The 23558-nt window shown below is 53.4% G+C and carries 28 protein-coding genes; 7 read left to right on the top strand and 21 right to left on the bottom strand.

From position 1 onward, the window contains the following. Nucleotides 1-341, top strand: a 341-nt coding sequence (locus E7Z62_08340) for a transposase (protein MBE6523110.1), incomplete at its 5' end; no start/stop codon positions are given. 183 nt (nucleotides 342-524) lie between these two features. On the opposite strand, the gene E7Z62_08335 is transcribed toward E7Z62_08340, so the two are convergent. The 12 genes from E7Z62_08335 to E7Z62_08280 form a co-directional block, all read right to left on the bottom strand. Beyond that, nucleotides 525-893 carry a hypothetical protein gene (locus E7Z62_08335; GenBank protein MBE6523109.1) on the bottom strand — a complete coding sequence of 123 codons (369 nt, stop codon included), beginning with the start codon at nucleotides 891-893 and terminating at the stop codon, nucleotides 525-527. Nucleotides 894-895: 2 nt separating this feature from the next. Beyond that, on the bottom strand, nucleotides 896-1633 hold the full coding sequence (locus E7Z62_08330) for a geranylgeranylglyceryl/heptaprenylglyceryl phosphate synthase (protein ID MBE6523108.1): 738 nt from the start codon (nucleotides 1631-1633) through the stop codon (nucleotides 896-898). 79 nt (nucleotides 1634-1712) lie between these two features. After that, entirely contained in the window at nucleotides 1713-2117 is a 405-nt protein-coding gene (locus E7Z62_08325; GenBank protein ID MBE6523107.1) for a hypothetical protein, read from the bottom strand. Between the two features lie 70 nt (nucleotides 2118-2187). Further along, complete coding sequence (locus tag E7Z62_08320) at nucleotides 2188-3177, bottom strand: methyltransferase domain-containing protein (GenBank protein ID MBE6523106.1); 990 nt, start codon at nucleotides 3175-3177, stop codon at nucleotides 2188-2190. A 15-nt stretch (nucleotides 3178-3192) separates the two neighbouring features. Then, a complete protein-coding gene (gene radA / locus E7Z62_08315; protein MBE6523105.1) occupies nucleotides 3193-4134 on the bottom strand; it encodes a DNA repair and recombination protein RadA in 942 nt (313 codons plus the stop codon). Between the two features lie 194 nt (nucleotides 4135-4328). After that, nucleotides 4329-5495, bottom strand: coding sequence for an aminotransferase class I/II-fold pyridoxal phosphate-dependent enzyme (locus E7Z62_08310; GenBank protein ID MBE6523104.1), 1167 nt, complete (start codon nucleotides 5493-5495; stop codon nucleotides 4329-4331). 5 nt (nucleotides 5496-5500) lie between these two features. Next, nucleotides 5501-6343 carry a diaminopimelate epimerase gene (locus E7Z62_08305; GenBank protein ID MBE6523103.1) on the bottom strand — a complete coding sequence of 281 codons (843 nt, stop codon included), beginning with the start codon at nucleotides 6341-6343 and terminating at the stop codon, nucleotides 5501-5503. After that, entirely contained in the window at nucleotides 6343-7596 is a 1254-nt protein-coding gene (lysA, locus tag E7Z62_08300) for a diaminopimelate decarboxylase (GenBank protein MBE6523102.1), read from the bottom strand. The genes E7Z62_08305 and lysA overlap by 1 nt, the downstream gene beginning before the upstream one ends. 9 nt (nucleotides 7597-7605) lie before the next feature. After that, complete coding sequence (locus E7Z62_08295; GenBank protein MBE6523101.1) at nucleotides 7606-8949, bottom strand: aspartate kinase; 1344 nt, start codon at nucleotides 8947-8949, stop codon at nucleotides 7606-7608. Nucleotides 8950-9098: 149 nt separating this feature from the next. Further along, nucleotides 9099-9968, bottom strand: a complete 870-nt coding sequence (locus E7Z62_08290) for a 4-hydroxy-tetrahydrodipicolinate synthase (GenBank protein ID MBE6523100.1) — start codon at nucleotides 9966-9968, stop codon at nucleotides 9099-9101. Between the two features lie 2 nt (nucleotides 9969-9970). After that, entirely contained in the window at nucleotides 9971-10393 is a 423-nt protein-coding gene (locus E7Z62_08285; protein MBE6523099.1) for an Lrp/AsnC family transcriptional regulator, read from the bottom strand. 139 nt (nucleotides 10394-10532) lie between these two features. Beyond that, nucleotides 10533-12131 (bottom strand): mechanosensitive ion channel family protein, encoded by a 1599-nt coding sequence (locus E7Z62_08280; GenBank protein ID MBE6523098.1) that lies wholly within the window; start codon nucleotides 12129-12131, stop codon nucleotides 10533-10535. A 50-nt stretch (nucleotides 12132-12181) separates the two neighbouring features. On the opposite strand from E7Z62_08280, the gene E7Z62_08275 reads away from it, so the two are divergent. Next, complete coding sequence (locus E7Z62_08275; GenBank protein ID MBE6523097.1) at nucleotides 12182-12913, top strand: hypothetical protein; 732 nt, start codon at nucleotides 12182-12184, stop codon at nucleotides 12911-12913. On the opposite strand, the gene amrS is transcribed toward E7Z62_08275, so the two are convergent. Further along, a complete protein-coding gene (gene amrS, locus E7Z62_08270; protein MBE6523096.1) occupies nucleotides 12906-13913 on the bottom strand; it encodes an AmmeMemoRadiSam system radical SAM enzyme in 1008 nt (335 codons plus the stop codon). The two genes, E7Z62_08275 and amrS, sit on opposite strands and share 8 nt — an antisense overlap. Further along, nucleotides 13900-14832: a thiamine-phosphate kinase gene (gene thiL / locus E7Z62_08265; GenBank protein MBE6523095.1), complete on the bottom strand. Its 933-nt coding sequence runs from the start codon at nucleotides 14830-14832 to the stop codon at nucleotides 13900-13902. The genes amrS and thiL overlap by 14 nt, the downstream gene beginning before the upstream one ends. A gap of 516 nt (nucleotides 14833-15348) precedes the next feature. On the opposite strand from thiL, the gene larA reads away from it, so the two are divergent. Genes larA through folP form a run of 3 tightly spaced genes read left to right on the top strand, consistent with a single transcriptional unit; the run spans nucleotide 15349 to nucleotide 18476 of the window. After that, a complete protein-coding gene (larA, locus tag E7Z62_08260; GenBank protein MBE6523094.1) occupies nucleotides 15349-16590 on the top strand; it encodes a nickel-dependent lactate racemase in 1242 nt (413 codons plus the stop codon). Further along, a complete protein-coding gene (locus E7Z62_08255; GenBank protein ID MBE6523093.1) occupies nucleotides 16591-17691 on the top strand; it encodes a (Fe-S)-binding protein in 1101 nt (366 codons plus the stop codon). Then, complete coding sequence (gene folP / locus E7Z62_08250; protein MBE6523092.1) at nucleotides 17688-18476, top strand: dihydropteroate synthase; 789 nt, start codon at nucleotides 17688-17690, stop codon at nucleotides 18474-18476. Before E7Z62_08255 ends, folP begins: the two co-directional genes overlap by 4 nt. Here folP and E7Z62_08245 read toward each other — a convergent pair. Continuing rightward, the gene (locus tag E7Z62_08245) at nucleotides 18454-18669 is read right to left on the bottom strand and encodes a DUF2116 family Zn-ribbon domain-containing protein (GenBank protein MBE6523091.1); all 216 of its coding nucleotides are present in this window, start codon (nucleotides 18667-18669) and stop codon (nucleotides 18454-18456) included. The two genes, folP and E7Z62_08245, sit on opposite strands and share 23 nt — an antisense overlap. 67 nt (nucleotides 18670-18736) lie before the next feature. Here E7Z62_08245 and E7Z62_08240 point away from each other — a divergent pair, with 67 nt between their 5' ends. Next, nucleotides 18737-18976, top strand: a complete 240-nt coding sequence (locus E7Z62_08240; GenBank protein MBE6523090.1) for a hypothetical protein — start codon at nucleotides 18737-18739, stop codon at nucleotides 18974-18976. 35 nt (nucleotides 18977-19011) lie between these two features. After that, nucleotides 19012-19377 carry a hypothetical protein gene (locus tag E7Z62_08235; GenBank protein ID MBE6523089.1) on the top strand — a complete coding sequence of 122 codons (366 nt, stop codon included), beginning with the start codon at nucleotides 19012-19014 and terminating at the stop codon, nucleotides 19375-19377. Here the strand turns inward: E7Z62_08235 and E7Z62_08230 are convergent, their stop codons facing one another. From E7Z62_08230 to E7Z62_08205, 6 genes are all read right to left on the bottom strand, one after another. Next, nucleotides 19378-19917, bottom strand: coding sequence for an SIS domain-containing protein (locus E7Z62_08230; protein ID MBE6523088.1), 540 nt, complete (start codon nucleotides 19915-19917; stop codon nucleotides 19378-19380). Between the two features lies 1 nt (nucleotide 19918). Continuing rightward, a complete protein-coding gene (locus tag E7Z62_08225; protein ID MBE6523087.1) occupies nucleotides 19919-20956 on the bottom strand; it encodes an endonuclease IV in 1038 nt (345 codons plus the stop codon). A 119-nt stretch (nucleotides 20957-21075) separates the two neighbouring features. Then, a complete protein-coding gene (locus E7Z62_08220; GenBank protein MBE6523086.1) occupies nucleotides 21076-21531 on the bottom strand; it encodes a hypothetical protein in 456 nt (151 codons plus the stop codon). A 97-nt stretch (nucleotides 21532-21628) separates the two neighbouring features. Further along, a complete protein-coding gene (locus tag E7Z62_08215) occupies nucleotides 21629-22126 on the bottom strand; it encodes a hypothetical protein (protein ID MBE6523085.1) in 498 nt (165 codons plus the stop codon). 160 nt (nucleotides 22127-22286) lie between these two features. Further along, nucleotides 22287-22802 carry a transposase gene (locus E7Z62_08210; GenBank protein ID MBE6523084.1) on the bottom strand — a complete coding sequence of 172 codons (516 nt, stop codon included), beginning with the start codon at nucleotides 22800-22802 and terminating at the stop codon, nucleotides 22287-22289. Nucleotides 22803-22826: 24 nt separating this feature from the next. After that, nucleotides 22827-23384, bottom strand: coding sequence for a hypothetical protein (locus tag E7Z62_08205; protein MBE6523083.1), 558 nt, complete (start codon nucleotides 23382-23384; stop codon nucleotides 22827-22829). Between the last annotated feature and the right edge of the window lie 174 nt (nucleotides 23385-23558).

Here is a 23558-nt window from a genome sequence, read left to right as displayed (position 1 = left end):
TCGTGATGGAAAGACTGAAGGTGAAGAAGCTGTGGGAAAAGTCCTTGGGCAGGAACATGACCCGCGGCTTCGTAAACAGCTCCCTGGGAATGCTGAGAAGAAGGATCTCCGACAAGGCAGAATGCGCCGGCGTGAAGGTCATCGAGGTGGATCCCAGGGGAACATCGCAGACATGCTCCCAATGCGGGGAGCATGTGGGGAAGACATTGAACATAAGCATCCATAGATGCCCCGCATGCGGATACACCGCGGACAGGGACATCAACGCGGCGATCAACATCCTCCTCAGGGGGTTGACTGGCAACCCCGTTCCCGCAAGGGACGAATCGCCTGCCGCATGAGCGGACAGGCACGTACCTGGGCGGTCTATTCTGTCATCCAGACGGAACCGAACTGTCCAAGTCAAGTTAATAAAGAAATCGCAGATTCTTCACGTTATCTTAATTCATTAATTAGAAATAATTAACGTTATCTTAATTGGTTTGGATTCAAGTAAATACAAAGAATAGGCAATTCTTCGTATTTCATCTTCTGTTGTAACTGTCCGAGAAACGGTTGAAGACAGTCTGTGCGTAGTTCGTCATGTGAACTTGGTCCGCTTTCGCTCCGGGGTTGTTGTCCGGGACGATGAATCCTCTGATGGGGTATTCCTTGTCGCAGTATGGGCATCTGACGTTGGGGCAGTTCTGATCAGCTTTAGGACAGTACTTGCATGCGATGGCCCTTGACTGGAAGAGGCTGAATTCCCTTCCGCAGTTGGGGCAGAGGTATCTGCGCGCTGCTACCTTCAGGTCATTGTTGATTCCTGCGGCCCTCTCCTCCGGTGTGTTCCATATGAACTGGCGGGGGGAGATTGGCGTGTTGTAGCTGGGCTGGTCCGGATCGTATGACATGTTCAGTTACCCTTTGCTGCTGTGATGACTTCCTTGACCTTGGAGATGTCCGTGCCGTTCTCCAGGAGGGTTCCGGTCACGATGATGTCTGCTCCGGCCGCCCTTGCCGCTGCCGCGGCCTCAGGTGTCCTGATTCCTCCTCCGATGATAAGGGGGAGGTCGACGTAGGTCTTGATAGCTTTGATCATCGCCGGAGGTACGGGTCTGTCAGCTCCGGATCCGGCCTCGAAGTAGATGAATTCGAATCCGAACATCTTGCAGGCCATTGCGTATGCGACGGCCTTCTCGATCTCGTCCTGTCCGACGACCTTGGCGCTGGAGACCCTTGCAACGGTCATTCCGGGCTCGACGATGACGTATCCCATTGAGATGGATTCGAGTCCGAGTTTCATGATGATTGGTGCAGCTGCGACCTGTCCGAAGGTGACGAATCTGGGGTCTGCCGCGTTGACGATCTGCATGAAGAACACCGCGTCCAGCTCCTTGTTGAGGGAGTCGGGTGTTCCTCCGAAAAGGATGACGGGAAGTCCCGAAGCCTCCTTGACCGCTTTGGCAGTGGCCGAGAGGTTCTCCATGGTGATTCCGCTGGATCCGCCTACGAATATTATGTCCGATCCCGCTTCCTTCATAGCCTTTGCCATCTCACCTGCTTTCTCAGCAGGCTGCTTGTCGGGGTCTATAAGGGCGGCATGGATGGTGCCGTTTGCGATCTTGTCCAGCATGTATTGTTTGACCGTCATCGTGAATCACATCTTCCACCCTAGTCGGGCGGGTTGTGCGCAATATGCGCGTTCTATATAAAAAAGGGTGTGAGGCGAGTCACCATCTAACGTGGCTGTGGATGGATATGTCTGATCTCTCCCCGCACTTATGGCAGGGGATGCCTGTTGGGAAATGATCCATCTTTTCCATAGCCTTCTTGCACCTGGGGCACCTGTGGCTGGTGGAGAAGAACACCGTGGGCTCAAGGACATCCTTGTCGTGGATTACCAGTGAATCGTAGCTCTTGGTGTATCCGCACTTGCATCTGAAGATGTCAGCCTGGAAGTGGTAGCTGCACCCTTTGTTGTCTTCCAAAACCTTCTTCGCCTTCTTCCCGTACTTGCCGGCCAGTATCTCTGCGCGAGTCTCTTTGTCGCCCCATCCTTTGCATTCGTAGAATCCGACGCTCAGAGTCATCTCGTTGTCGCACGCTGCGCATGTGTAGGTGTATTCCTCTCCCATCGGAGATCGCTATGGGTCCTGACGATATGTACTTTTCAATGGAGGATATTTTTTCCAATGCGGACAACAATCAATTCTGGAAGATGTGGTAATGCCTGGTCAATGTACCGTGGACTCTCTGCAGGAACATGTGCTCCAGCGTCATGCCCGGAATTTCCAGGGGTTGCGGCAGGACTATACCTGCCTTATGACCCTTCTTCAGGCACTTGGGGATGACCTCTCCCGCACGGTTGTAGAGTTTGGTGATGTTCTCTCCGCCCGTCTTTGTGCTCCTTCCGTAAGGAGGATCGGTGCATATGGCATCCATCTCGGGGAATCTCTCGGCTATGTCACCTATGTCGAGCACGTCGAAATCATGCATCTTGAGGCCGTAGAAATCGAGATTCTCCTGGCATCCGATGATCATATCCTCATCGAAATCGGAGGCGACAGCTTTCATCCCCATCTCGGCTGCCTCGATGACGATACCGCCGGTCCCGCAGAACGGGTCCAGGACGGTCTGCCCGCGTTTTACCTCTGCCATGTTGATGAGCGCCCTTGCATATTTGGGGTGTATCGAAATGGGGGAGAAGAACGGTCTTTCAGCAACCTTCCTCTTCTCCAGCAGGTCCTTCTCGGTGACCTTGTCCTCTATGTAGAGATGAACCTTGTCGCACATCTGCATCCTGACGATTATGTCGGGATCCTTCAGATTCACATCGTTGTGCTTCGAGAGAAGACCTCCTGCATTGCGGATCAGTTTCTGTGAATCCACATCCTTCATCATGCCTTCGAACCTCTTCGCGCGGATGGCGAACGTCCCCTCGGGGAGTTCGATGTCGGCCAAACCAGAGATGTCCTCCGGCGTGTACTCTCCCAGATATCTGCCGATGCTGTGAGACATGGCGATCCTGTCGGCGATGGAATTCAGATGTTTCTCGTCAAAGGAAGCGATGACATAACCCGGACCTTTAGCAGTGATCTCGCATGAGTCGGTCTCGGCCTTGAGGCATCCTATAACCTCGGCCAGCGGCATGTCCTTCGATTCGCCGGACAGTTCGAAGAAGTATTGGGGGCTCACACCCCCGTTTAGTGTTTAGTCCTTAATACCGTCTTCGGTGACCATGAAGACAGCTTCGCCCTCTGGCAGGTTGGGAGAATCGATGAGTCTTGCGATCCTCTTTCCGGCCTTACCCTTCCTCAGATAGATACGGAAGGTGGCGGTGTGTCCTACGATGTGTCCTCCGATAGGCCTGGTGGGGTCTCCGAAGAACGCATCGGGCTTCGCGGCGACCTGGTTGGTAACCGCGATAACCGCGTTGTTCAGGGTTGCGAAGTTGAGCAGGTCGTGCATGTGGCGGTTGAGGATCTGCTGCCTCTCGGCGAGTGCTCCCCTTCCCACATATTCTGCTCTGAAATGCGATGTGAGCGAGTCGACTATCAGCAGCTTGACCTTCATGGTCTGGGCAAGTTCGAGTGCCTTGTCCACCAGGAGCACCTGGTGCTGCGAGTTGAACGCTCTTGCGACATGTATCCTCTTCAGCGTCTCGTCGGGATCGGCCCCCAGATAGTTGGCCATCTGGATGATCCTCTCGGGTCTGAAGGTGTTCTCTGTATCGATGATGATGACATCCGAATCGAAACCGCCCTTCTCCTCGGGGAGTGTGGCGTTGACTGCCAGCTGGAAGCAGACCTGCGTCTTGCAGCTTCCGAACTCTCCGAACAGCTCGACGATCGACTGCGTCTCGAGTCCTCCTGCGAGGAGCTCGTCGAATGCTTTCGATCCGGTCGTGAGCTTGGTGATCGATTTACGTCTCTCTAGGATGTCTTCTCCTGTCTCGAAACCGCCAATGTCCGCGCAAAGCTTGGCACCCTCTATGATGTCCATTGCCTTCTTCTCCCCAATCTCGCAAGTCTCTGCAAGTTCGGACGGGGAAGCAACAGCGATGGCCATCAATTCGTTGTATCCTGCTTCACGGAGTTTTTCTGCTATGGCTGGTCCTACTCCTGGTATATCTTCAAGGGTTTTTGTGGCCATTGTGATTCCTCAGAACATCATCATCGGCTCACTATTTAAAGTTGAGAAGAGGGTGGCCGAAAGTGGAAGCCAAAAAAGGATGTGCCAGATATCCGATTTGCACTTTCGGAATCGGTACCTAGGGTTCTTAGATTGTTGTGTTAAAACTGCAGAAATAAAGGGGTCCAAGGCCCCCTTTCGGGGGCGGTAGGAATTCATTCGATGTACTTGTTCTGCTTCATCCTCTCGAGTGCCTTACGGATACGCTCGACAGGTTCGGTGACGGTCATCCTGATGTAACCTTCGCAGCTCTCGCCGAATCCGGTTCCGGGTGTGAGGATGATTCCGATCTCGTTCATCTTCTGGACGAAGTCCTCTGATTTCATTCCGCAGTTGAACCATACGTAGAAGGTTCCCTTGGGCATCTTCACGTCGAATCCGAGCTCTCTGAGGCCGTCCACGAGGACCTTCCTCCTCTCGGAGTAGATCGCCATGTTCTTCTCGATGGCCTCAGGCCTCTCTCCGTTGGGTCCGTAGAGGCCCAGCGCCTTGATTCCTGCCTTCTGGATGAAGATGGGCGCTCCGGAGTCCATCTGACCCTTGCACTTCTTGAGTCCGGCCACAAGGTCGGGGTGTCCGACTGCGTATCCAAGTCTGAACCCGGTCATGTTGAACGTCTTGGAGAAGGATCCGAACTCTATGCAGTCGGGTCCGGCCTGCAGCGCAGAGGGCGCCTGGTAACCGTCGTACACCATCTCACTGTACGCGTTATCGTAGCAGAAGATGGTGTTGTTCTCCTGACACCAGTCGTACACCTTCTTCAGGTATGCGACGTCGCAGGTCGCCCCGGTAGGGTTGTTGGGGTAGTTGAGGTACAGCATCCTGGCGTTCTTGGGACACTCGTCTACATCAAGAAGCCAATCCTTCTCTGCTTTTAGGGGGACCTTGACGCACTTGGCGTTGTTGAACACCGTGGATGCTCCGGAGTAGACGGGGTATCCGGGTGAGGGCGCGATGATGGTCTCGCCGTCGTTGACGAACGCCTGGGCGATGTTGAATATCGCTTCCTTGGAACCGATCGTGATGCAGACCTGTGTGTCGGGATCGATGTCCAGCCCGTACTTCTTCTTGTACCACTGGGCGACCGCCACGCGGAGGTCCTTCTCCCCTGCCGAGGAGGAGTACTTCTGGTTGCTGTTGATCTTGGCCTGTTTGCTCATCTCCTCGACTATCTCGTCGGGCACAGGTAGGTCGGGGTCCCCGATCCCGAAATTGATCATATCCCATCCAAGGGCCTTCTTCTCCGCCCAGAGTTTCTCGAGCCTAACGAAGAGGTAAGGCGGTATTTTCTGGAGCCTTTCGGCCTGTTCGTAACTTGTCATTGTGGTCACTCCGAATATTCCTCGGGAAGGTCTCCCTCGAACACGAGGTCCGCCGGTCCTTCCATCAGGACGTACTTCAGATCCTTATCGACGGTGATCTTCAGCCATCCTCCGGGCAGATGCACGTCCACGGGTTCACCGTATGGTACGAGTCCGTTCAATGCTGCCGCCACTGTACTTGCGCATGCACCGGTTCCGCATGCGAGGGTCCATCCTGCGCCTCTCTCGAAGACCCTGATGTAGATCTTCCCGTCGATGATCTTACAGAATTCCACGTTGGTCTTCCTGGGGAAGAGCCTGTGGGATTCCAGCAAGGGGCCCAATGTGTCGATGGTCTTGTCGTCCATCTCTTGGAATGTTATGAAATGGGGGTTTCCCATGGAGACGGCATTCGCCTTGAAGAAGTACCTCATGAGTGCGAAGTCCTCGTCGATGTAGCGTCCGTCCCAATCGATGGGGATGGATCTGCCGTCAAGTATGGGTGCCCCCATGTTTATGGTCACTCCAACGGCCTCCCCGTCCTCCACTGTAATCTTTGCAGTGAGGTCGCCGGCCATCGTGTGGATGGAGAACTCCTCCTTGTTCACGATGCCGTAGTTGTATGCATGTACCGCGACGCATCTGATACCGTTTCCGCACATCTCGGCCTCGGTACCATCGGCGTTGATTATCCTCATGGTGATGTCCGTGCCCTCTCCGGGGAGGATGTACAGGACGCCGTCCCCTCCGATACCGAAGTGACGGTCGCAGGCGCATTTGCACCATTCGTTGTCCACCTTCAGTTCTCCGTCGGTCCCGTCCAGGAGGACGAAGTCGTTTCCTATCCCGTGATATTTCCAGAAATGCATCACATCAGCCTCTCGGGGATCCTCTGGTGTCTCCAGAGCTCTTCGATGGTCTCGGGTTCGCGGATGAGTTCCGCCTTTCCGTCGTTGACCAGCACCTCTGCGCACAGAGGTCTTGAGTTGTAGTTGCTCGACATCGAGAATCCGTACGCTCCCGCGTTGTAGACTGCGACTATGTCCCCGGGCCTGGGCTCGGGCAGCACACGGTCATGGGCCATGTAATCCCCGGATTCGCAGATCGGTCCTACGACATCGTATCTGTTCACGCAGGCCTTGCCGAACTTGTTGGCCATGGCAACGTAGTGGAACGAATCGTAGAATGCGGGTCTGATCAGGGTGTTGAATCCCGCGTCGCATCCGATGTACTTCTTGGTCCCCGCATCCTTGACGTCGTTGACCTTTGTGAGCAGGACGACCGCATCGCACACGATGTATCTTCCCGGTTCGAGGATCAGCGTCTTGATATCAGTCTGCTGCTCGATCATGTCGGTGATCTCGGACGCGAGCTCGTTGAGGTCCATCTCTTCTTCCTGTGGCTTGTAGGGTACTCCGATACCCCCGCCCATGTCGATGAACTCCAGGTCGATCCCGAGTTCCTTGATCTCGTTGACCAGGTCCACGATGACCTGCATCATATCGAGGAAGGGCTCGACGGCCTGTCCTCCGGAACCTATGTGAGCGTGTATCCCCTTGATCTTGAATCCCAGGTCCTTGGCCCTGGCGTAGGTGTTTATGACCTCTTTCAGAGGTATACCGAACTTTGCTCCCTTGGAGCCGGTGATGACCTTGTCGCTGTGTCCGGAGCCCACTCCGGGGGTGATACGGAAGGATATCTCGTGCTGGGGCGAGATCTGCGCCAGCCTCTCCATCTCGCAGACGGAGTCGACGTTGATCATGACTCCCAGTTCCGCTACCTCCTTCAGCTCTTTGTCGCTGACGTTCACACCGGTGTACATTATCCTGTCGGGGGTGAATCCCGCCTTCAGGCAGGTCTTGACCTCTCCGATGGAGACAGCATCGATCCCGGCTCCTTCCTGCTCAAGTATCCTGAGGATCGCAAGGCTGGTGTTTGCCTTGCAGGCGTAGTGGATCTTGGTGTCCATGTATCTGGAGAACGCTCCGTGGATGTTCCTGTAGTTCTCTCTAATCCTAGCTTCGTCGCAGACGTAGATGGGGGATCCGAATTCCTCCACGAGCTCCACGGCTGACTTGCCGGCGATCATCATGACGCCGTCCTTGCATTCGAAATCACGCATCATTGCGAATCACCCTATGTATTTGGCGTGAAGGACCGCCACTACATCCATGACCATTCCCATGGGCACGACGAAGTTCAGCGATACCTCGGAGGCTCCCTCGGAGATCATCTCTACGTTGACTCCGGCCTCCTTCACTGCGGTGAAGATGTCCCCGGTGACTCCGCATCTGGAGAGAAGGTCGTCCCCTACGCAGCAGACCAAGGATACATTGTTCTTGACGTCTATCCTCTCGATATCGTTGCCCGACATTCCGTTCAGGCTCTCGATGACTCCGGCCACTTCCTTGTTGTCGATGAGGACGGCAATGGTGGATAGCGAAGTTGAAATGGAATAGATTATGACGTTGTCCTGGGCGATCTCGTTGATGATGGATGCGGCCAGCTCTGGCCTGTATGCGATCTCTGCAGAACTAATGGTGAGGATCGCGAGGTCGTTCTTTGTCGCGACGCTCTTCAGCAGGCCCTTTCCCTTCTTCCTCAGGCTGTGGATGAGCGTTCCGGGCTCCTGGGGCCTGAAGGAGTTCCTTACCTTTAGCGGGATGCGCTTGATCCTAACGGGCTCGATGGTCCTGGGGTGGAGGACCTTAGCTCCGAAATAGGCCAGTTCCGCGGCCTCGCCGAAGGTCATCTCCTCGATCTTGATGGCATCCTTGATGATCCTGGGATCAGCGGTCATGAAACCGTCGACATCCGTCCAGATCTCCAGCATATCGGCGTCCAGTGCATTGGCGACGACGGCCGCGGAGTAATCCGAGCCTCCTCTGCCGAATGTGAGGGGTGCACCGTCCTTGATGCCGTAGAAACCAGTGATTATTGGTATGATGCCCTTGGACAGCAGGGGCCTGACTTTCATAGTCATACCGCTGGCGGTCGCCTGGAGGTCCGCAGATCCGGACAGTGGGAGTCCGACCGCCGCGATGCCTGCGGTCTCTGCGGTCAGGGCGATGGATTCGTAGCCCATCTTCCTCAGATAGTACGAGAGCATCAGCGTGGAGAACCTCTCTCCCTGCGAAGTGACCAGGTCCTTGTAGTAAGCGTCGTTTGGATCGCACTTGAGTGCCTCTTTGAACGAGGCGAGCCTTGAATTGAATTCGACCATGAAGTCGGCCATGGTCTTCTCGTCGAACATCTGCTCGGCGGCCATGATGTGCTTGTCGGCGAACTGCTTGACTATCTCGTCGATGTCAGCCGCGGGGTTGTCCACCGACTGGACGAGGAAGTTGGTGATGCCGGACATGGCAGATGCGACGACAACCTTCTCGCCTTGGGTATTGATGATTATATTGGCCACTCTCTCGATGGCCTCAGCGGAACCGACACTGGTTCCTCCGAACTTCATAACCGTTATCATAGTCCGAGCACCTCATCCGTTTTGGCGGTGACAAAGATGTGACCTGCGGTCAAATCTCTGGCGCGAATTGCGCGCACGTATATTTCTTCTTTGCGCGCTTTTGTAGGTACTTTACTGTCTTCGATCACTTCTGTGATCAATCCACCACCTCAGATTCCCAAAGATTCCAGCACGGGGTCGAGTATGCTCTTTCCCTTGTCACTGAGTTCGGTCAATGGCAGACGCGGCTTTCCGTTGCCGAATCCCATCCTTCCCATTGCGTACTTGATGGGGATAGGGTTGGATTCGCAGAACAGTGCGGAGAACAGGGGCAGAAGGCGCTCGTGGATCTCCCTCGCTGTGCCTACATCGCCCTTCCTGGCACTGCTCACCATGTTGGACAGGAGCCCGGGGCAGCAGTTGGATGCCACGGAGATCACTCCATCGGCTCCGAGACAGAGCAGTCCGAGCGTGAGTCCGTCGTCTCCGCTGAGGACCTCGAAGTCATCAGGCTTGTTGGCGAGGATGTTCATGATCTGCGAGAAGTTACCGCTGGCCTCCTTAACCCCTGTGATACCGGGTAGCTCTGCCAGTCTGAGGATGGTGTCCACGTTGACATTGGTGCTGGTCCTTCCGGGCACGTTGTAGACTATGACCGGTATGTCGATGGCATCCTGGATCGCCTTATAGTGTTGGTACAAGCCTTCCTGGGTGGGCTTGACGTAGTACGGTGAGATGGAGAGGATTCCGTCCACTCCGAGGTCCTCCGCGCTCTTACTGAGCATCACGGCCTCGGAAGTGCAGTTACTTCCAGCTCCGGCGAGGATCTTGGCCTTCTTGGCCTCGTCTCTGACGATCTCGACCACATGGATGTGTTCCTCGTGGGACAGCATGGCGGACTCTCCGGTGGAACCGCAGGGGATGAGCACATCCACCCCGTTCTCTTCTTGGAAGTTCACCAGTCTCCTCAATGCATCTTCATCAATTGTTCCGTCCTTAGCAAAGGGCGTTATCAATGCGGTTCCGGTTCCTGCGAACATGATTAGGCCTCCCCAAAGTGTTCCTTGAGTATTATGCGGGTACGAGTACTCAGGATGTTGTCGTAACGCCTTATGCGCTCGATTATCTCGTTAAGATATTGTGATGATTCTACGTCGACTATGGCAATGATGTCCTGATCTCCCGTGACTTCGAAGACCTCTGTGACACCGTCGTAGCTGGCAAGTTCCTTGGCGATGCCTTGGGTATCGGTGTTGACGTCAATCCTGATCTCCACCAGGGCCTTGACGTTTCTAGAGCTTGTCTTTATGGTGAACCCGCGGATGATTCCCTCGTCGGTCATCCTGTGGACCCTGCTGCGTATGGTTCCCTCCGAGACGCCGAGCTGGTTCGCTATCTCCACGAACGGGCATCTGGAGTCCTTCTTCATGATCTCGATGATCTTCTTGTCCAGGTTGTCGATCATATTCATCACTCTTGGGCTTGGGTTATTTTCTCATTGTATAAAAAATCTAACCGCTTTCCGTAAGAAAAACTATGAAATTCGTAGAATAGGATATGGAAATAGTAGAAAAAGGTTTTAGAAACTGCGGTATTCCGCAATTTCAGTTGGTTTTAGGGACCTTTTCCGTAGAATCGGAAAGGATGTCTATCTGAATCCTGTCGTAGGGGATCTCGATGTCATTCTCCCTGAATGCTTCGTAGACCAATGCCCTGAGCTTTCCGGCGGCAGCTCCGGTGTCGTCGAAGGTCGGGGTGTAAACCGCCAATCTGATCTCGATACCCGAGGCAAGGAAGCTCGTGATCCTTGTTGTGGGACCCTCATGCTTGGCATCCTCCACGACCAGGTCGCACTTCTTGGCGGCCTCGATCATGACATTCTGTGCCTTGTCCAGGTCCGTGCCGTAAGCGACGGAGAAGTACACATACTGCTTGCATATCTCGTCGTCCTTGGTCATGTTGCTGATGGTGGATGCTGTCACGACATTGTTGGGCATCGTGATGATCGCATCTCCCGCCCAGTTCTTGAACTCGGTGTACATGAGCTTCACCTTCTGGACGATGTAGACGGTGCCGTTGATCTGCAGGAAGTCTCCTGCCTTGAACGGTCTTGTGGTGAGGATGACCAATCCGCTGAAGAACTGTGAGAGGACGTTTTGTGCTCCGAGGGTGATACCCAAGGAAATGACTCCTGCGCTGATCAGTATTCCCTGGAGGTCGACCCCGCATGCTCCCAATACCGCAGACGTTCCTGCGACCCAGAAGAGGATCCTTCCGAGCATCTTGAACAGGGGGATGAGCGATGTGTCCAGAGGCGATTCGATGCTGTTGTTCTCCATCCTCCTGAACATAGACTCTATGATGAACACGTAGACCTTCCAGAGGATTACCGCCATCAGGACTATGCTTATGACATACGTGACCCACGAGACGGTGGACAGTATCGATGAATCCGAACCCATGATCTTCAATCCAAGGTTTATGGAGAAGATCGTGACCAGCAGGACGATGAACCATTGTGTGCCGTTCTGCAGCTTCTCGGCATCCTCCTCGGTTGCGCTCTTGCTCAGATGGAACGCAATCCTGGAGATGAGCAGTTTGGCCAGAAGCCAGGTCACCAGAGCGCAGACTATCATGGTGACGATTGCAGCCACGATCGGGGAGTTGAGCGGTTCCGGAAGTGTGTTGGGGATGATTCCGAAGAATTTGTTGTAGAGCTCCGAGGTGTCGAACACGGAATCGACTTTGATGTCGAATATAATGTGATCCTCGGAGGGGGAATCCATGTCCTTAATGTCGGCGATGCTCACGATGACATCCAGGATGATGGAATCATGTGGCTCGGAGAGGGCGTCTATCGAGAAGGAAATCGTTCCCTCGGTTTCGTTGCTTCCCGAACCGCCTTCGGGATCCAGAAGACAGGCCTTCGGAAGGCTGGTCACCTTGACATCTTTCGAGTCCAGAACATAATCGAACGATACGGAGAGATACTTCTCCGAGACGTTGACGATGTAGACTGTCCATTCGCTGCTGTTGCCGTTCGCCAGAGTTACCTGGATGGGCTTGTCCGGAACGCTGGTGCCGGGGACCACGATGTGGTAATCATCCGCATCCAGACCATCTGTGCTCTGGGCGAACATAGGCGCCGTCATCCCGATGATGAGCATCATTAGGACGATCAAGGCGGCTGATCTGCTTTTCATGTAACGGCATAAGCAATCTGTTAAAAATAAGATACGAGAATCGGTTCGGCATGACCGTTCCCCTAATCATTTTCATCGCCGTTACCGCGGTGATGATATCCGCATCCTATTGGGATGTCCGCTCCAGAGAGGTGTCTGATGCCCACTGGATGGCGATAGGGGTCATCGGGATGGCGGTCTCGGCCCTGACAGAGGACCTGCTCCCAGGCATATTGTCCGCAGGGGGATTCCTCATGTTTATGCTCTTTATGTTCAGCGAGAAGGTCCAAGGGAAGGTGTCGCTTGCCGTGATCGCTCTCGGTTCCCTATTATTGATATCATCTTCTGCGGTGTCCGAAGAGCCCTACCCCCTGGTAACTCTGGCGATGGTGCTGCTGTTCATAACCATGTACATCACCGGAGCGATGAAGGGCGGTGCCGACGTCAAGGCATTGGCAGTTCTGTCCTTCCTCTTCTGCGAATACCCCGATTACGGTTTCTTGGTATGGGAACCAATCTATCCACAGAGTCTCGTGCTCAATCCCATGTTCTCCGTGCTCCTGATAGCGATGATCCTCTCGATAGTCTACGCGGTCGTCCACAATCTGCGCAGGTCGGGAGGCACCAGGATATCCTCTTACGTCACGACGAGGTCAGAGGCAGAATCGTCCTTCGTGTGGAAGCTGGAGGACATCGACGATGAGAATGTGAGAGTCACGCCGATGATCCCGTTCCTTGTACCGACGACGGTCGGTCTGGTTTTCACGATGGTATTGGGCTGTCCTCTGTTCGCACTCATCTGACCATGTTTAGAGGGTGTTTGCATCTGGCGCATTTGGAGCCGTCCAGCCCAGAAGGATTTGCAGAATATCCGAGACGCTTCACCACAACCTCTCCGCACCCGGGGCATATGGTGTCGTCCGCATCGTCGACCAGAGTGTTTCCCACATAGACGAAGTTCAGTCCGAGCTCCATGCCCATCTCCCTGCAGTGAAGGAGTTCGTCAACAGGTGTCATCGGCACATCCCTCATCTCATAGTCGGGCTGGAATCTGCTGAAGTGAACCGGGATGATCGGTGAAAGATCCTTCACCCAACTGCAGAATGCTCTGATCTCGTCCTCCGAATCGTTGATCCCGGGAATAACGAGATAGTTCAGCTCCATATGGACGCCCCTCTCGAATACGTTCCTTGCCGTGTTCAGGACATCGCTGAGGTTTGCATCGCAGAGTTTCTTGTATGTGTTCTTGTCGAAGGATTTGATATCGATGCTAATAGCGCTGACCACTTCGCACAGCTCCCTGAGCGGGCCGTCGTTGACCAGGCCGTTGGTCATCAGAACGAGGTCCATCTCTGGAGCGATCTTCGCGACATCCATGATGTACTCGAACCAGACCATCGGTTCGTTGTAGGCGAAGGCTATGATGTCCATCTCCTCATCCCTGCACATCTCCAGCAGTTCCTCGGGACTCTTGAACGTCGCACGCTTCTTTCCGATCGTGAGCTTAGCGAAGGAGTAGTTCTTGCAGTAGCCGCAGTTCATGTTGCAGCCGACGCTTCCGACCGAGAGGCATTTGGAATGCGGTTTGAAGTGGTAGAGGTTCATCCTCTCGATGGGATCGACGCTCAGTGAAGAGATCTTCCCGTACGAATTGGAGACCAGGATATCGTCATCGGCCCTGCGGGTCCCGCAGTATCCGAACTCCCCCTTCCTGATGAAGCATTTCTGCTGACAGAGTTCGCATACGAACGCATCGCCCTCGCGACGGTAGTATCTCGCTTCTATCCTGTCAATATTCGCCATAGTCGATTCTGCTCCTCTTCCCTTCGCGGATGAGATCCGCTTGGCCGCTGTCGTTGACCATGCCTATGATCGAGAATTCGATCTCCGAATCGTACAGTTTCTTGAGACGGTCGGGATCTGCGGTGAACATTAGCTCGTATTCCCCTCCCCATCCGATCAAGAGTTTTTCCAGCGGGATGCCAGTCTTCTGAGATATCTCGTCGACATACTTCTCATGCTGGAGGAAACTGAATTCCACATCTATCCCTACACCAGATGCTTTGCAGATAGTATTCAGTGCGGTTCCCAGACCATCTGACAGGTCTATGCAGGACGAGACGATCCCGGATGAGGCCAGCTCTATGCCCTCAGATACACGGGGGATGGGCATGAAGAGGGATTCCCTTGCTTCAGGACAGTCTATATCGTTTTCTATTGCAGCGAACCCGGCGGCCGGTCCTCCCAGCGGGCCGGTAACGGCAACAACATCTCCAGGTCTCGCCCCCGAGCGCAGCATCGGAGCTCTACCATCCATGGTGCCTATCGCGGTTCCTGCAACGATCCCGGGGCCGTTCTTGGTGTCTCCCCCGATGATTCCTGTACCGCAGAACTCTGCGCACTGATCGATGCCGCTCATTATGTCATAGGCGTTCTGAGAATCCAATGTCGAAGGCAGTGCCAGAGCGGCTGTGAAACCTATAGGTCTCGCACCCATGGCGGCGAGGTCGCTGAAGTTCACGGCTGCCGCATACCATCCGAATTGCTCGTACGTCATACCGACGGGGAAGTGCCTGTCGAAGGTTACTATATCAGTTGTGATGACGATGTCCTTCTCGATGACAGCAGCATCGTCGCCTGGGCCCACGCGGCCTTCCGGCCTTATGAACGATTTGAAATCTTCTATGAGCTGGCGCTCTCCTATGTCGGCAATCTGAACCATTACGATTGTGTAAAGGAATTGTCAGTAAATAATGTGTCGAGCGCAGTTCTAACAACGAAGATGATGGTCGCTATCGTCGATTTTAACTTTCGAAGTGTTGCGTTCCGGGCGCGCTGTTATATTCATGAAGATGAAGTCATGGGCGCCAGGAGATGGAAGTCCGCGTACGAGGACTTCTATTCTAAGTATGCGGGCTGCCCTGACCTGAGAACTTAACCGGAGGTGAAAACCTGAAGGATAAGAAAAAGGACCAGGATCGCAAGTCTCACAAACTCCTCCTGGTCCTAGGGGTTTTACGGACATTGTCCGAGCTCCTAAGATGGTTCGTATAACGAACCCTGAGGCCCTTCGGGGCCTCTAAATCTTGTAACGATTGCACAAGACTGTAATCATTCAATCTCCATACAAACATTATAAATCCTCTCTTTCGGCGCTACAATGTAATAATCTGCTCCCAAGGCAACGCGCGTTACATTTATTTTATTAACAGGGACGTGTTTAAAGGAATCTGGTCCAATGATAATCGACGTGAAATATGGTAAGGACGAAGTGCAGAAGGTCGAGATACCTGACGAGAACTACATAGGTACATTCTATCCCAAGGATGTCGAATGCGGCGACCCAGACAAGGTGATCGGCCAGTCCATCGACAATCCGATAGGATATGATTCGCTGGAAGCGTTCCTCGATGGTGGCAAGGATATAGTGTTCATCGTCAACGACGGAACCCGTCCCACCCCTACAGCCAAGGTATTGGATGCCCTTTCCAAAAGGATGGATCTCACGAAGGCAAGATACCTCGTAGCCACCGGAACCCACAGGGATATGACTGCGGAGGAATACAATTTCGTCTTCGGAAAGCACTACAGCGATCTGAAAGATCGTATCATCTGCCACGATGCCAAGAACTCTGAGTGTGTCTTCTTGGGAACGTCGAAGAACGGGACCCCTATGGAAGTCAACAAGATCGCCGTGGAATCGGACCGCCTGGTGATCATTACATCGGTGGAACCCCACTATTTCGCAGGATACACCGGAGGCAGGAAATCCTTCCTTCCCGGAGTCGCATCCTTCAAGACCGTCGAGGCCAATCACAAGCTGGCCATGAGCAAGGAGGCCCAGGCTTTGGCATTGGAGGGCAACCCGGTCCACGAGGACATGATGGACGCCCTCGAGGTGGTGAAGGGCAAGAAGATCTTCGCCATCGAGACCGTCCTGGACAGGCATCAGAACATATACAAGGCGATCTCCGGAGAACTTCACGCGTCCTTCCACGAGGCTGTGAAGTACGCGAACGAGGTGTTCTCCGTACCCATCCCCGAGAAGGCGGATGTTGTGTTGACCGTTGCACCCTATCCTATGGACGTGGATCTTTATCAGTCGCAGAAGGCTCTGGACAATGGTAAATGGGCCCTCAAGGAAGGCGGAAAGATCATCATGGTATCCAAATGTAGGGAGGGAATCGGACATCCGACCTTCCTCCAGCAGCTCTCCTCGTCCAACGACCCCAACAAGGTCCTGGAGAATCTCAGAGCAGAATACAAGCTCGGATACCACAAAGCTGCCAAGATGGCAGAGATTGCAACCTGGGCATCCATATGGGCGGTCACCGGATTGGATCCCGAGATACTTTCAAAAGCAAACATCAGACCCTTCCCCACAGTGGCCGATGCCATGAAGGAGGCTCTTGCGGAGAACCCCAAGGCCCGTGTCATCGTTCTGATGGACGGAAGCGTAACCATACCGAGGGTGGAATGAATGAGCGGATTCGAAGTCGATAAGCTGGAAGAGGTAAGGAAGGCGGTAAACGTCTGTACCATGTGCGGTTTCTGTAAGAGTGTCTGTCCTTCGTTCAAAGCCATCAATTGGGATTCGGCATTGTCCAGGGGGCGTATCACGCTCACCTACGGACTGCTGAACGGAGACCTTGAGGTCAGCGACTCCCTCGTGGAGAACATGTACACCTGTACGACCTGTGCGGACTGCGTAAGGAGATGCCCTTCCAAGGTCAAGATCGTGGACATCATCGAGCTGTGCCGTGCGGACATCGTGAAGAACGGAAAGATCCTGCCCAAACACAAGGCCATGTGCGACAACATCCTCAACTGCGGCAACCCGTTCGGGGAGACTGCCACCAGGCAGGAGACCCTCGGAAGGAAGCCCCACAACGCGAAGGTCGGATACTATGTAGGATGTACCGCTACCTACAGGTCCAAGAAGACCGCTCAGGCCACGCTGTCCATTCTGGACAAGCTCGGCGATGATTTCACTACCATCGACGAGGTCTGCTGCGGTTCGGTCATGCAGAGGGTAGGATGGCCCCAGGAGGACATCACGCCTCTCTTCCAGAAGAACGTCGATGCTATCAAAGCATTGGGTGTCGAGACCCTCGTGCTCGCATGCGCAGGCTGCTACAGGATGTTCAAGATCGAGTACCCCAAGTATGTGGAGGTGCCTTTCGAGGTCCTGCACATAACCGAGTATCTCGCCAGGAAGGACCTCAAACTGAAGCCCATGGAAGGCGTCGTTGCCACCTACCACGACCCATGTCATCTCGGAAGGCACTGCGAGGTCTATGAGCCTCCCAGAGAGGTCATAAAGAAGATCCCCGGACTGGATTTCAGGGAGATGAAGTACAACCGCAGCACAAGCCACTGCTGCGGAGGCGGAGGCGGAGTCAGGTCCGCGTATCCTGAGGTATCTCTGAATATCGCCAACACAAGACTGGACGAGGCATCGTTCGCCGATTTGGTCATCACGACCTGTCCATTCTGTGTTAACAACCTCCAGGCCGCCAAGGGCGACCGCAAGGTTGAGGTCAGGGATCTCGTCGAGATCATCGACGAGCTGATGGAATGATTTTTCCCAAAGGGAGGGGTGAACCCCCTCTCATCATGGGCATTTTGAATCTAACCCCCGATTCCTTCTCGGACGGAGGCAGATGGAACGATACCGGGCGTGCTCTGATGCATGCCCAAGATATGATCGACCAGGGGGCGGACATCATCGATGTCGGTGCGGAATCCACCCGTCCCGGGTGCACCCCTGTTTCCGCCGATGAGGAATGGTCCAGATTGGAGCCGGTACTCAGAGAACTGAGGAGGACGGTAGATGTTCCCATCTCTGTGGACACTATGAAGGCTGAGGTCGCCGAAAAGGCCCTGTCCGCAGGTGCTGATATCATCAACGATGTCAACGGTCTGCGCGGGAAGGGCATGATAGAGATATGTGCTGACAACGGGGCCGCTGTCGTGATCTCGCACATGTATGGGGATTATCCCGATATGCATTCAGACCACATGTCCGGCGATTACAGGAATGAGATCAGGGGTTTCCTCTATACCCAATCCGAAAAGGCGGTCGAGGCCGGCATCAGCGCTGACAGGGTAATCATAGATCCGGGAGTGGGTTTCGGAAAGACGCCGGAACAGAATCTGGGGATCATAGAGGATTGTTCCTTCCTCGGCGATGAATACTCCATACTCATCGGGGTCTCCAGGAAGAGGATAGTGTCCAGGACCTATCCTGATATGGATGCTGATGACGCTACTGCGATCTTGTCGAAGAAGGCAGTGGATTCCGGTGCGAACATAGTCCGCGTGCACAATGTGGCAAGGACGGTCAGCGAGTTAAGGCCCTTATGATGAAGAGTATGAGGATCGTTCCCGCTGCCACGGCATAGAAGATGTAATCCCTCTTCTTATCGGCTGCTACCTTCTCTTTCTGCTTCTGCCTGCATTCCTCATCGCAGAACTCCTCACCGAACGGTATAGGGTCGCCGCAGAATGCGCAGTGCGAGTGCTCGGGCAGCCTGATGTTAGCCATGTTATCCCCCATATCTATAGACCTTAAAAAATCCGACGAGGTTTATACACTGACGGAAGAATGTCTTCCCGGGAATCCTATGGTTAGATTCACGTTAAGGGATGGAAGAAGGGAAGCATCGATAAGGATGGAGATGCCGGAGAACGAGAAGATCGAGGAGCTCAGGGAGACCGTGGAGGAGTACTGGGGCGACGGAAGGGTCATGCTGGTCAGGGACTACGAGGTACTCGATCCGGATACGAACATCGGGGACTATGTGGACGAGAACGATGTGGTCGATGTCATACCGTTCATGGGCACGAGGATAACTGCCAGATGAGAAAGGTTTGATTATGGATAACCGCATCTACGGTCATGGTCGGAAGGCTGGGGACGAACGCTGACATCCTCATTTCGGAGGCTGTACTGGGAAGGCTCTTGGAGACGATGGACTCCATGCTCCTGGATACGGATCAGGCAGGTGTCCTTCTCGGCGGTGATCCGATGGATGATGAGAACGGTCGCTATTTCGTTGTGAGGTGTATTACCGAAGATTCGCCGATAGGAGTTTGCGTCGCATCGTCCGAAGGCGGTACCGAACCGACCGAGACGGATCTTCTGCTTTTCAAGAAACATCTTTCAGACGGGATCCTGATGAAGGTCGATGTTTTCGCCCACCAATTCTCATTCTACAAGGTATCCGATACTGTTGAGGATGCCGCAGTGCTCTTCCAGGAATGATCAGACCCAAATGGCGTGCCTGTTACGCATCTCTTCTTCTGTGATGCCTTTTCTATCCATGATGTCGCATACGACACATTCGAAGAACAGGTGAGCAGAATCCTCAAAAATGGTTCCCAGAGGAGCTATCTTCTTGGTCTCCTCGTTCTCCACTATGTCCAGGACGATCGTGATGTCCGAGGTATGGGCGAGATTGCAGTCCTTGACACCGGTCAGGGATATAACCTTCGACCCCACGACATTCCTGGCGATCTCCGCTGTCTGGACCACAGAAGAGGTCCTTCCTGTGTTGGAGATAAGGAGCGTTAGATCGTCCTTCGTTATGATTGGGGTTGTCATCTCTCCGACGAAATGGACATCGAATCCTAATTGCACAAGACGGACGGCGAACAGCTGACCGACGAGTCCCGATCTTCCGGAACCGTAGATGAACGTCCTTCTGCTGGAAAGGATAGAATCGATCAGTTGATCCTTCAGCTTGGTATCGACAGAGGTGACGGCCCTATCGCAATAGGCTATGAGTTCGGTTGGAGACCTCATCTCACTCACTAGCGGCTGCCATTTCAGCCTTCTTTCTTTCCTTCATGTCCTTTGCGACCTTCTTCGCGAGGACCCTCTCGAGGATGATCTTCATGTACATGGCGTCATGCTCTAGAAGAGGGGAAGTGGAAATGACTGTGGCGTTGGGTTTCATCTCGATGAGCGCTTCTGCGAGGGGTTCGAATCTGAGGTCTCCCTTCTTGATGGGGGTGAGCCTCTTCTCGTTGCCTTCGGAGTATTCCACGCCTGCGAATGCGGTATGGACCCTTCCGTCGCTGTAGCTCTCCACCTGCTCGAGGACGTTCAAGAAGTCATCGACATCCAGCAGGGAACCGTTTGTACGGGAATGGAGGTGCGAGAAGTTAAGAACCGGTATGACTCCGGGAATCTGATCGCAAAGGTCGAGGATCTGATCCAACGATCCGAATACATCCTCCTGTCCAGTGACCTCGACACCGAGCCTGGGGGTGAGGCCGTTGCCCTGCCACCAGTCCATGATGTCCGCGACGTTGTTGAGAATGTTCTCGTCGATCTCTTCTCTGTCGGTCTTGTCATCGTATACTCCGAGACTTGTGACGACGACATCGCCTCCGAGGGCGTTGAGAATGAGTGCTGCATGCCTTATGCTGTCCATGCAGTTCTCGGTAAGATCGTTGTTGGAACCGAGATCCATGTAGAACGGTGTGTGTATCGAGAGGTTGACATCCAGTCTCTTCGCCATTTCGTTGGTCCAGAAGAGGTCTCCGTATGTGTCGGAGACTCCGGAAGGCATGTAGATGAGATCATCATCCTCTTCGATGGGTTCGTCGGGGTCGACGATGAGCTCCCCGTCCCTGACGATCTCCAGCACGAATCCTTCCTCGATGTCCTTCAAGGTCATTCCTATCTCCTCGTCATCAGGTGGTCTGGCGTATGCGCTTGACCTCACCATTTGGATCTCCATTGCGCTGAGGCTCAGGTTGTGAACATCCTCGATACCGTTCTGGAGCGTACGACCTTTACAAGAAAGTGGGATTCCGGCTGGACCGAATCTTATCATGCAATCACTCGTCCGAAATTGCCCACTTATTATTAATAATGAATGTGCGCGGGATTACTTTCACAGGGTGTTAAAAAAGGGAAAGTGGCGGGGTTTGAACCCCGCTTTGAGTTTTAGGATCAGCCCATCCTGTTCTTTGCGATAGGCATGATTCCGCCGATTACTGTGATGATGGCACCAATCAGTGTCAGCCAGAATCCGTACTGGATGTAATCCATCATACTTCCAGCCATTCCTAACGACTGTGTTGCGAACAGAAGTCCAAAGATAACTACAACGATTGCAATAATAAGTGCGATGATCCCCAGGATGTTACTGGCCTTCTGCATCTTCTCAGTGTTTGCGAAGGTGGGGATAATCATGAGAACCAGAGAGAGTATTCCACCGATGAGTGCAATCAGAGGCACGAATGTGTAATCGAGAATACTTCCGTAATCAGAATTGGAGAAAATATCCCATCCCGATGCTGTCGCTTTAATAATTGGGATTTGACCCCATGCGAGGAAAACGCCGACAATCATGAGGATTGCACCGACGATTCCGATAATTCCAAGAATGTTGATGTTTGAAGCCATAAATTCACCTTTTTGATGATTATGGTTCGCTCTTAGCGAACTAACACTGAATTTTTTTTCGTGATATTTTACAATATCGTCATTCTGGGTAGGCCACTTACTCAGCTACAATCGGTTTTGGGAGTTTCCCCTTCTTCAGAATAGGGACCAGGCCGCCCACGAAGGCCAAGAAACTGCCCGCCATGTTCAGCCAGAAACCGACCTTGAGGTAGTTCACTAGACGGATCGTTATGATGGCGTAATCCCAAGTCTTGTTCATGAACATGAAGGAATAGATGATGATCACAAGTGCCAGTATCATCGTTATGGCACCTAATATGATGTTCATCTTCCTATAATTCCCGCGGTTGTTGAATGTCACGATCGTCATGAGGACAAGGACAATTATCCCGCAGATCAGAGAAAGGAGCGGCACTATCGCATACTTTAGTTTGATGACGTCCCTCCAATCGAAGAAGACCTCCCAGCCGGTGAGTTTGAAATTGAATTCTAGGACTTCGATCTGTATCTGAACCCATGTGAGGAATACGCTGGCGATCATCATGACGCTACCGACGATCGCAATGACCCCCAAAATGTTGGCGCTCCTCGACATGTTATTTGCTCTAAACCTCTGACGGAGGACTTTGTATAAGAAAGGCTTTGAGGAAACCCTCGGTTTCCTCTATGTGATCGCAGATCCCTCTGCTCTCCATCCATCAGCTCGAAGACTGAACACCTTGCATGCCCAAGGTGAGGATGTTGCAGGCAGCGTTCTAATCGCGGTCGACATCCAGACCGCAATGCGGACAGACATGCCTGCGGACCGAGAGGTCCTTGGGCACAAGCAATCCGCACTTGGAACACTGTTGGGACGTGTACGCCGGATCCACCTTCACCATCCGGATACCAGCCTCTGCCGCTTTGTATCCAAGCGTGAAGATGAACTTCCCCCAGTTCGCATCCCTGAAGGACTTCCTCATACCCTTGGACCTGCTCCTGTCGGCAAGCTCCTTGATGCGGATGTCCTCCATGATTATCATATCGTGATTCTCCAGAAGGCCGTTCACGACCTCGTAAATATATCCCTTGTTGACATTATTCAGTCTCTCGAAGGCATGGAACAGCCTCTGGCGGTATCTCTCCCTCTCTTTCGATCCCTTCTCGTACCTGGACATCCTCCTGAGGATCTTCGATACCTGCCTTTCGGCCTGAACGTAGTTCTTCCTGTTGGGATAGGTTGCACCATCCGATGTCACCACCACGTTCTTCAGACCGAGGTCTATGCCTATGGGTCTGGTCGGTTCGGTAAAGGTCTATACGGCAGTTCCGTCATCCTTAGAATCCATCTCGAACGTCAGCGCAGCCTCCCAGCGGTATCTGGGCCCCGCACCTTTTCTGATGATGGTGCACGTCTTCACGGTGCCGCCGATCCTGCGGTATCCCCTGATCCTCACATCCGTCTTCCATGGACTCAGCCTGATATGATTAGGAGACAGCTTGAACCCTTTCTGTGGATAGGTGAACGAATCGTACCTCTTCCATGACTTGAATCTCGGGAATCCCGCATGCTCGGGATCCTCCTTCACGCGCCTGAAGAATCCGTCGAACGCCCTGCTCAGACGGAAACAGACGTCGTATAATACCTGGGAGTACACCGTCTTCAGCTTCGGTTCTTCCTTCTTCATGTCAGGCAGAAGCTTCTCCAGTTCATATGCTGAAGGGTGCTTCCCGCCTTCCTTATGCATCTCGATACAGTATTCGAGAAGGCCGTTGTACAGATCATGGCAAACGAACAGGCAGTCGTTGAGCTGACGCTCCTGCTCCCTGTTCGGGTACATTCTAACGACCAAGGTCCTCATCTTCCTGTCCATGGAATGCCTCCACGGAACACACCGTATGGTTACTATAAGAAGTTAAGACGGGGGTCTCCGAAAGTGCAATCGAAAAACTACCTATCCAGACATCCCCTTTCCACTTTCGGTTCGGTGTCTAAGGTTCCTAGATAATTCTGTTGAATCATCAATTCTGACGCTAGACCGAGGGTT

Source organism: Thermoplasmata archaeon (assembly GCA_015063285.1).
In the GTDB taxonomy this organism is placed as follows: Archaea; Thermoplasmatota; Thermoplasmata; order Methanomassiliicoccales; family Methanomethylophilaceae; genus Methanoprimaticola.
The sequence above is the reverse complement of the archived record's forward strand: the minus strand, read 5'-3'. Positions and strand labels throughout refer to the sequence as shown.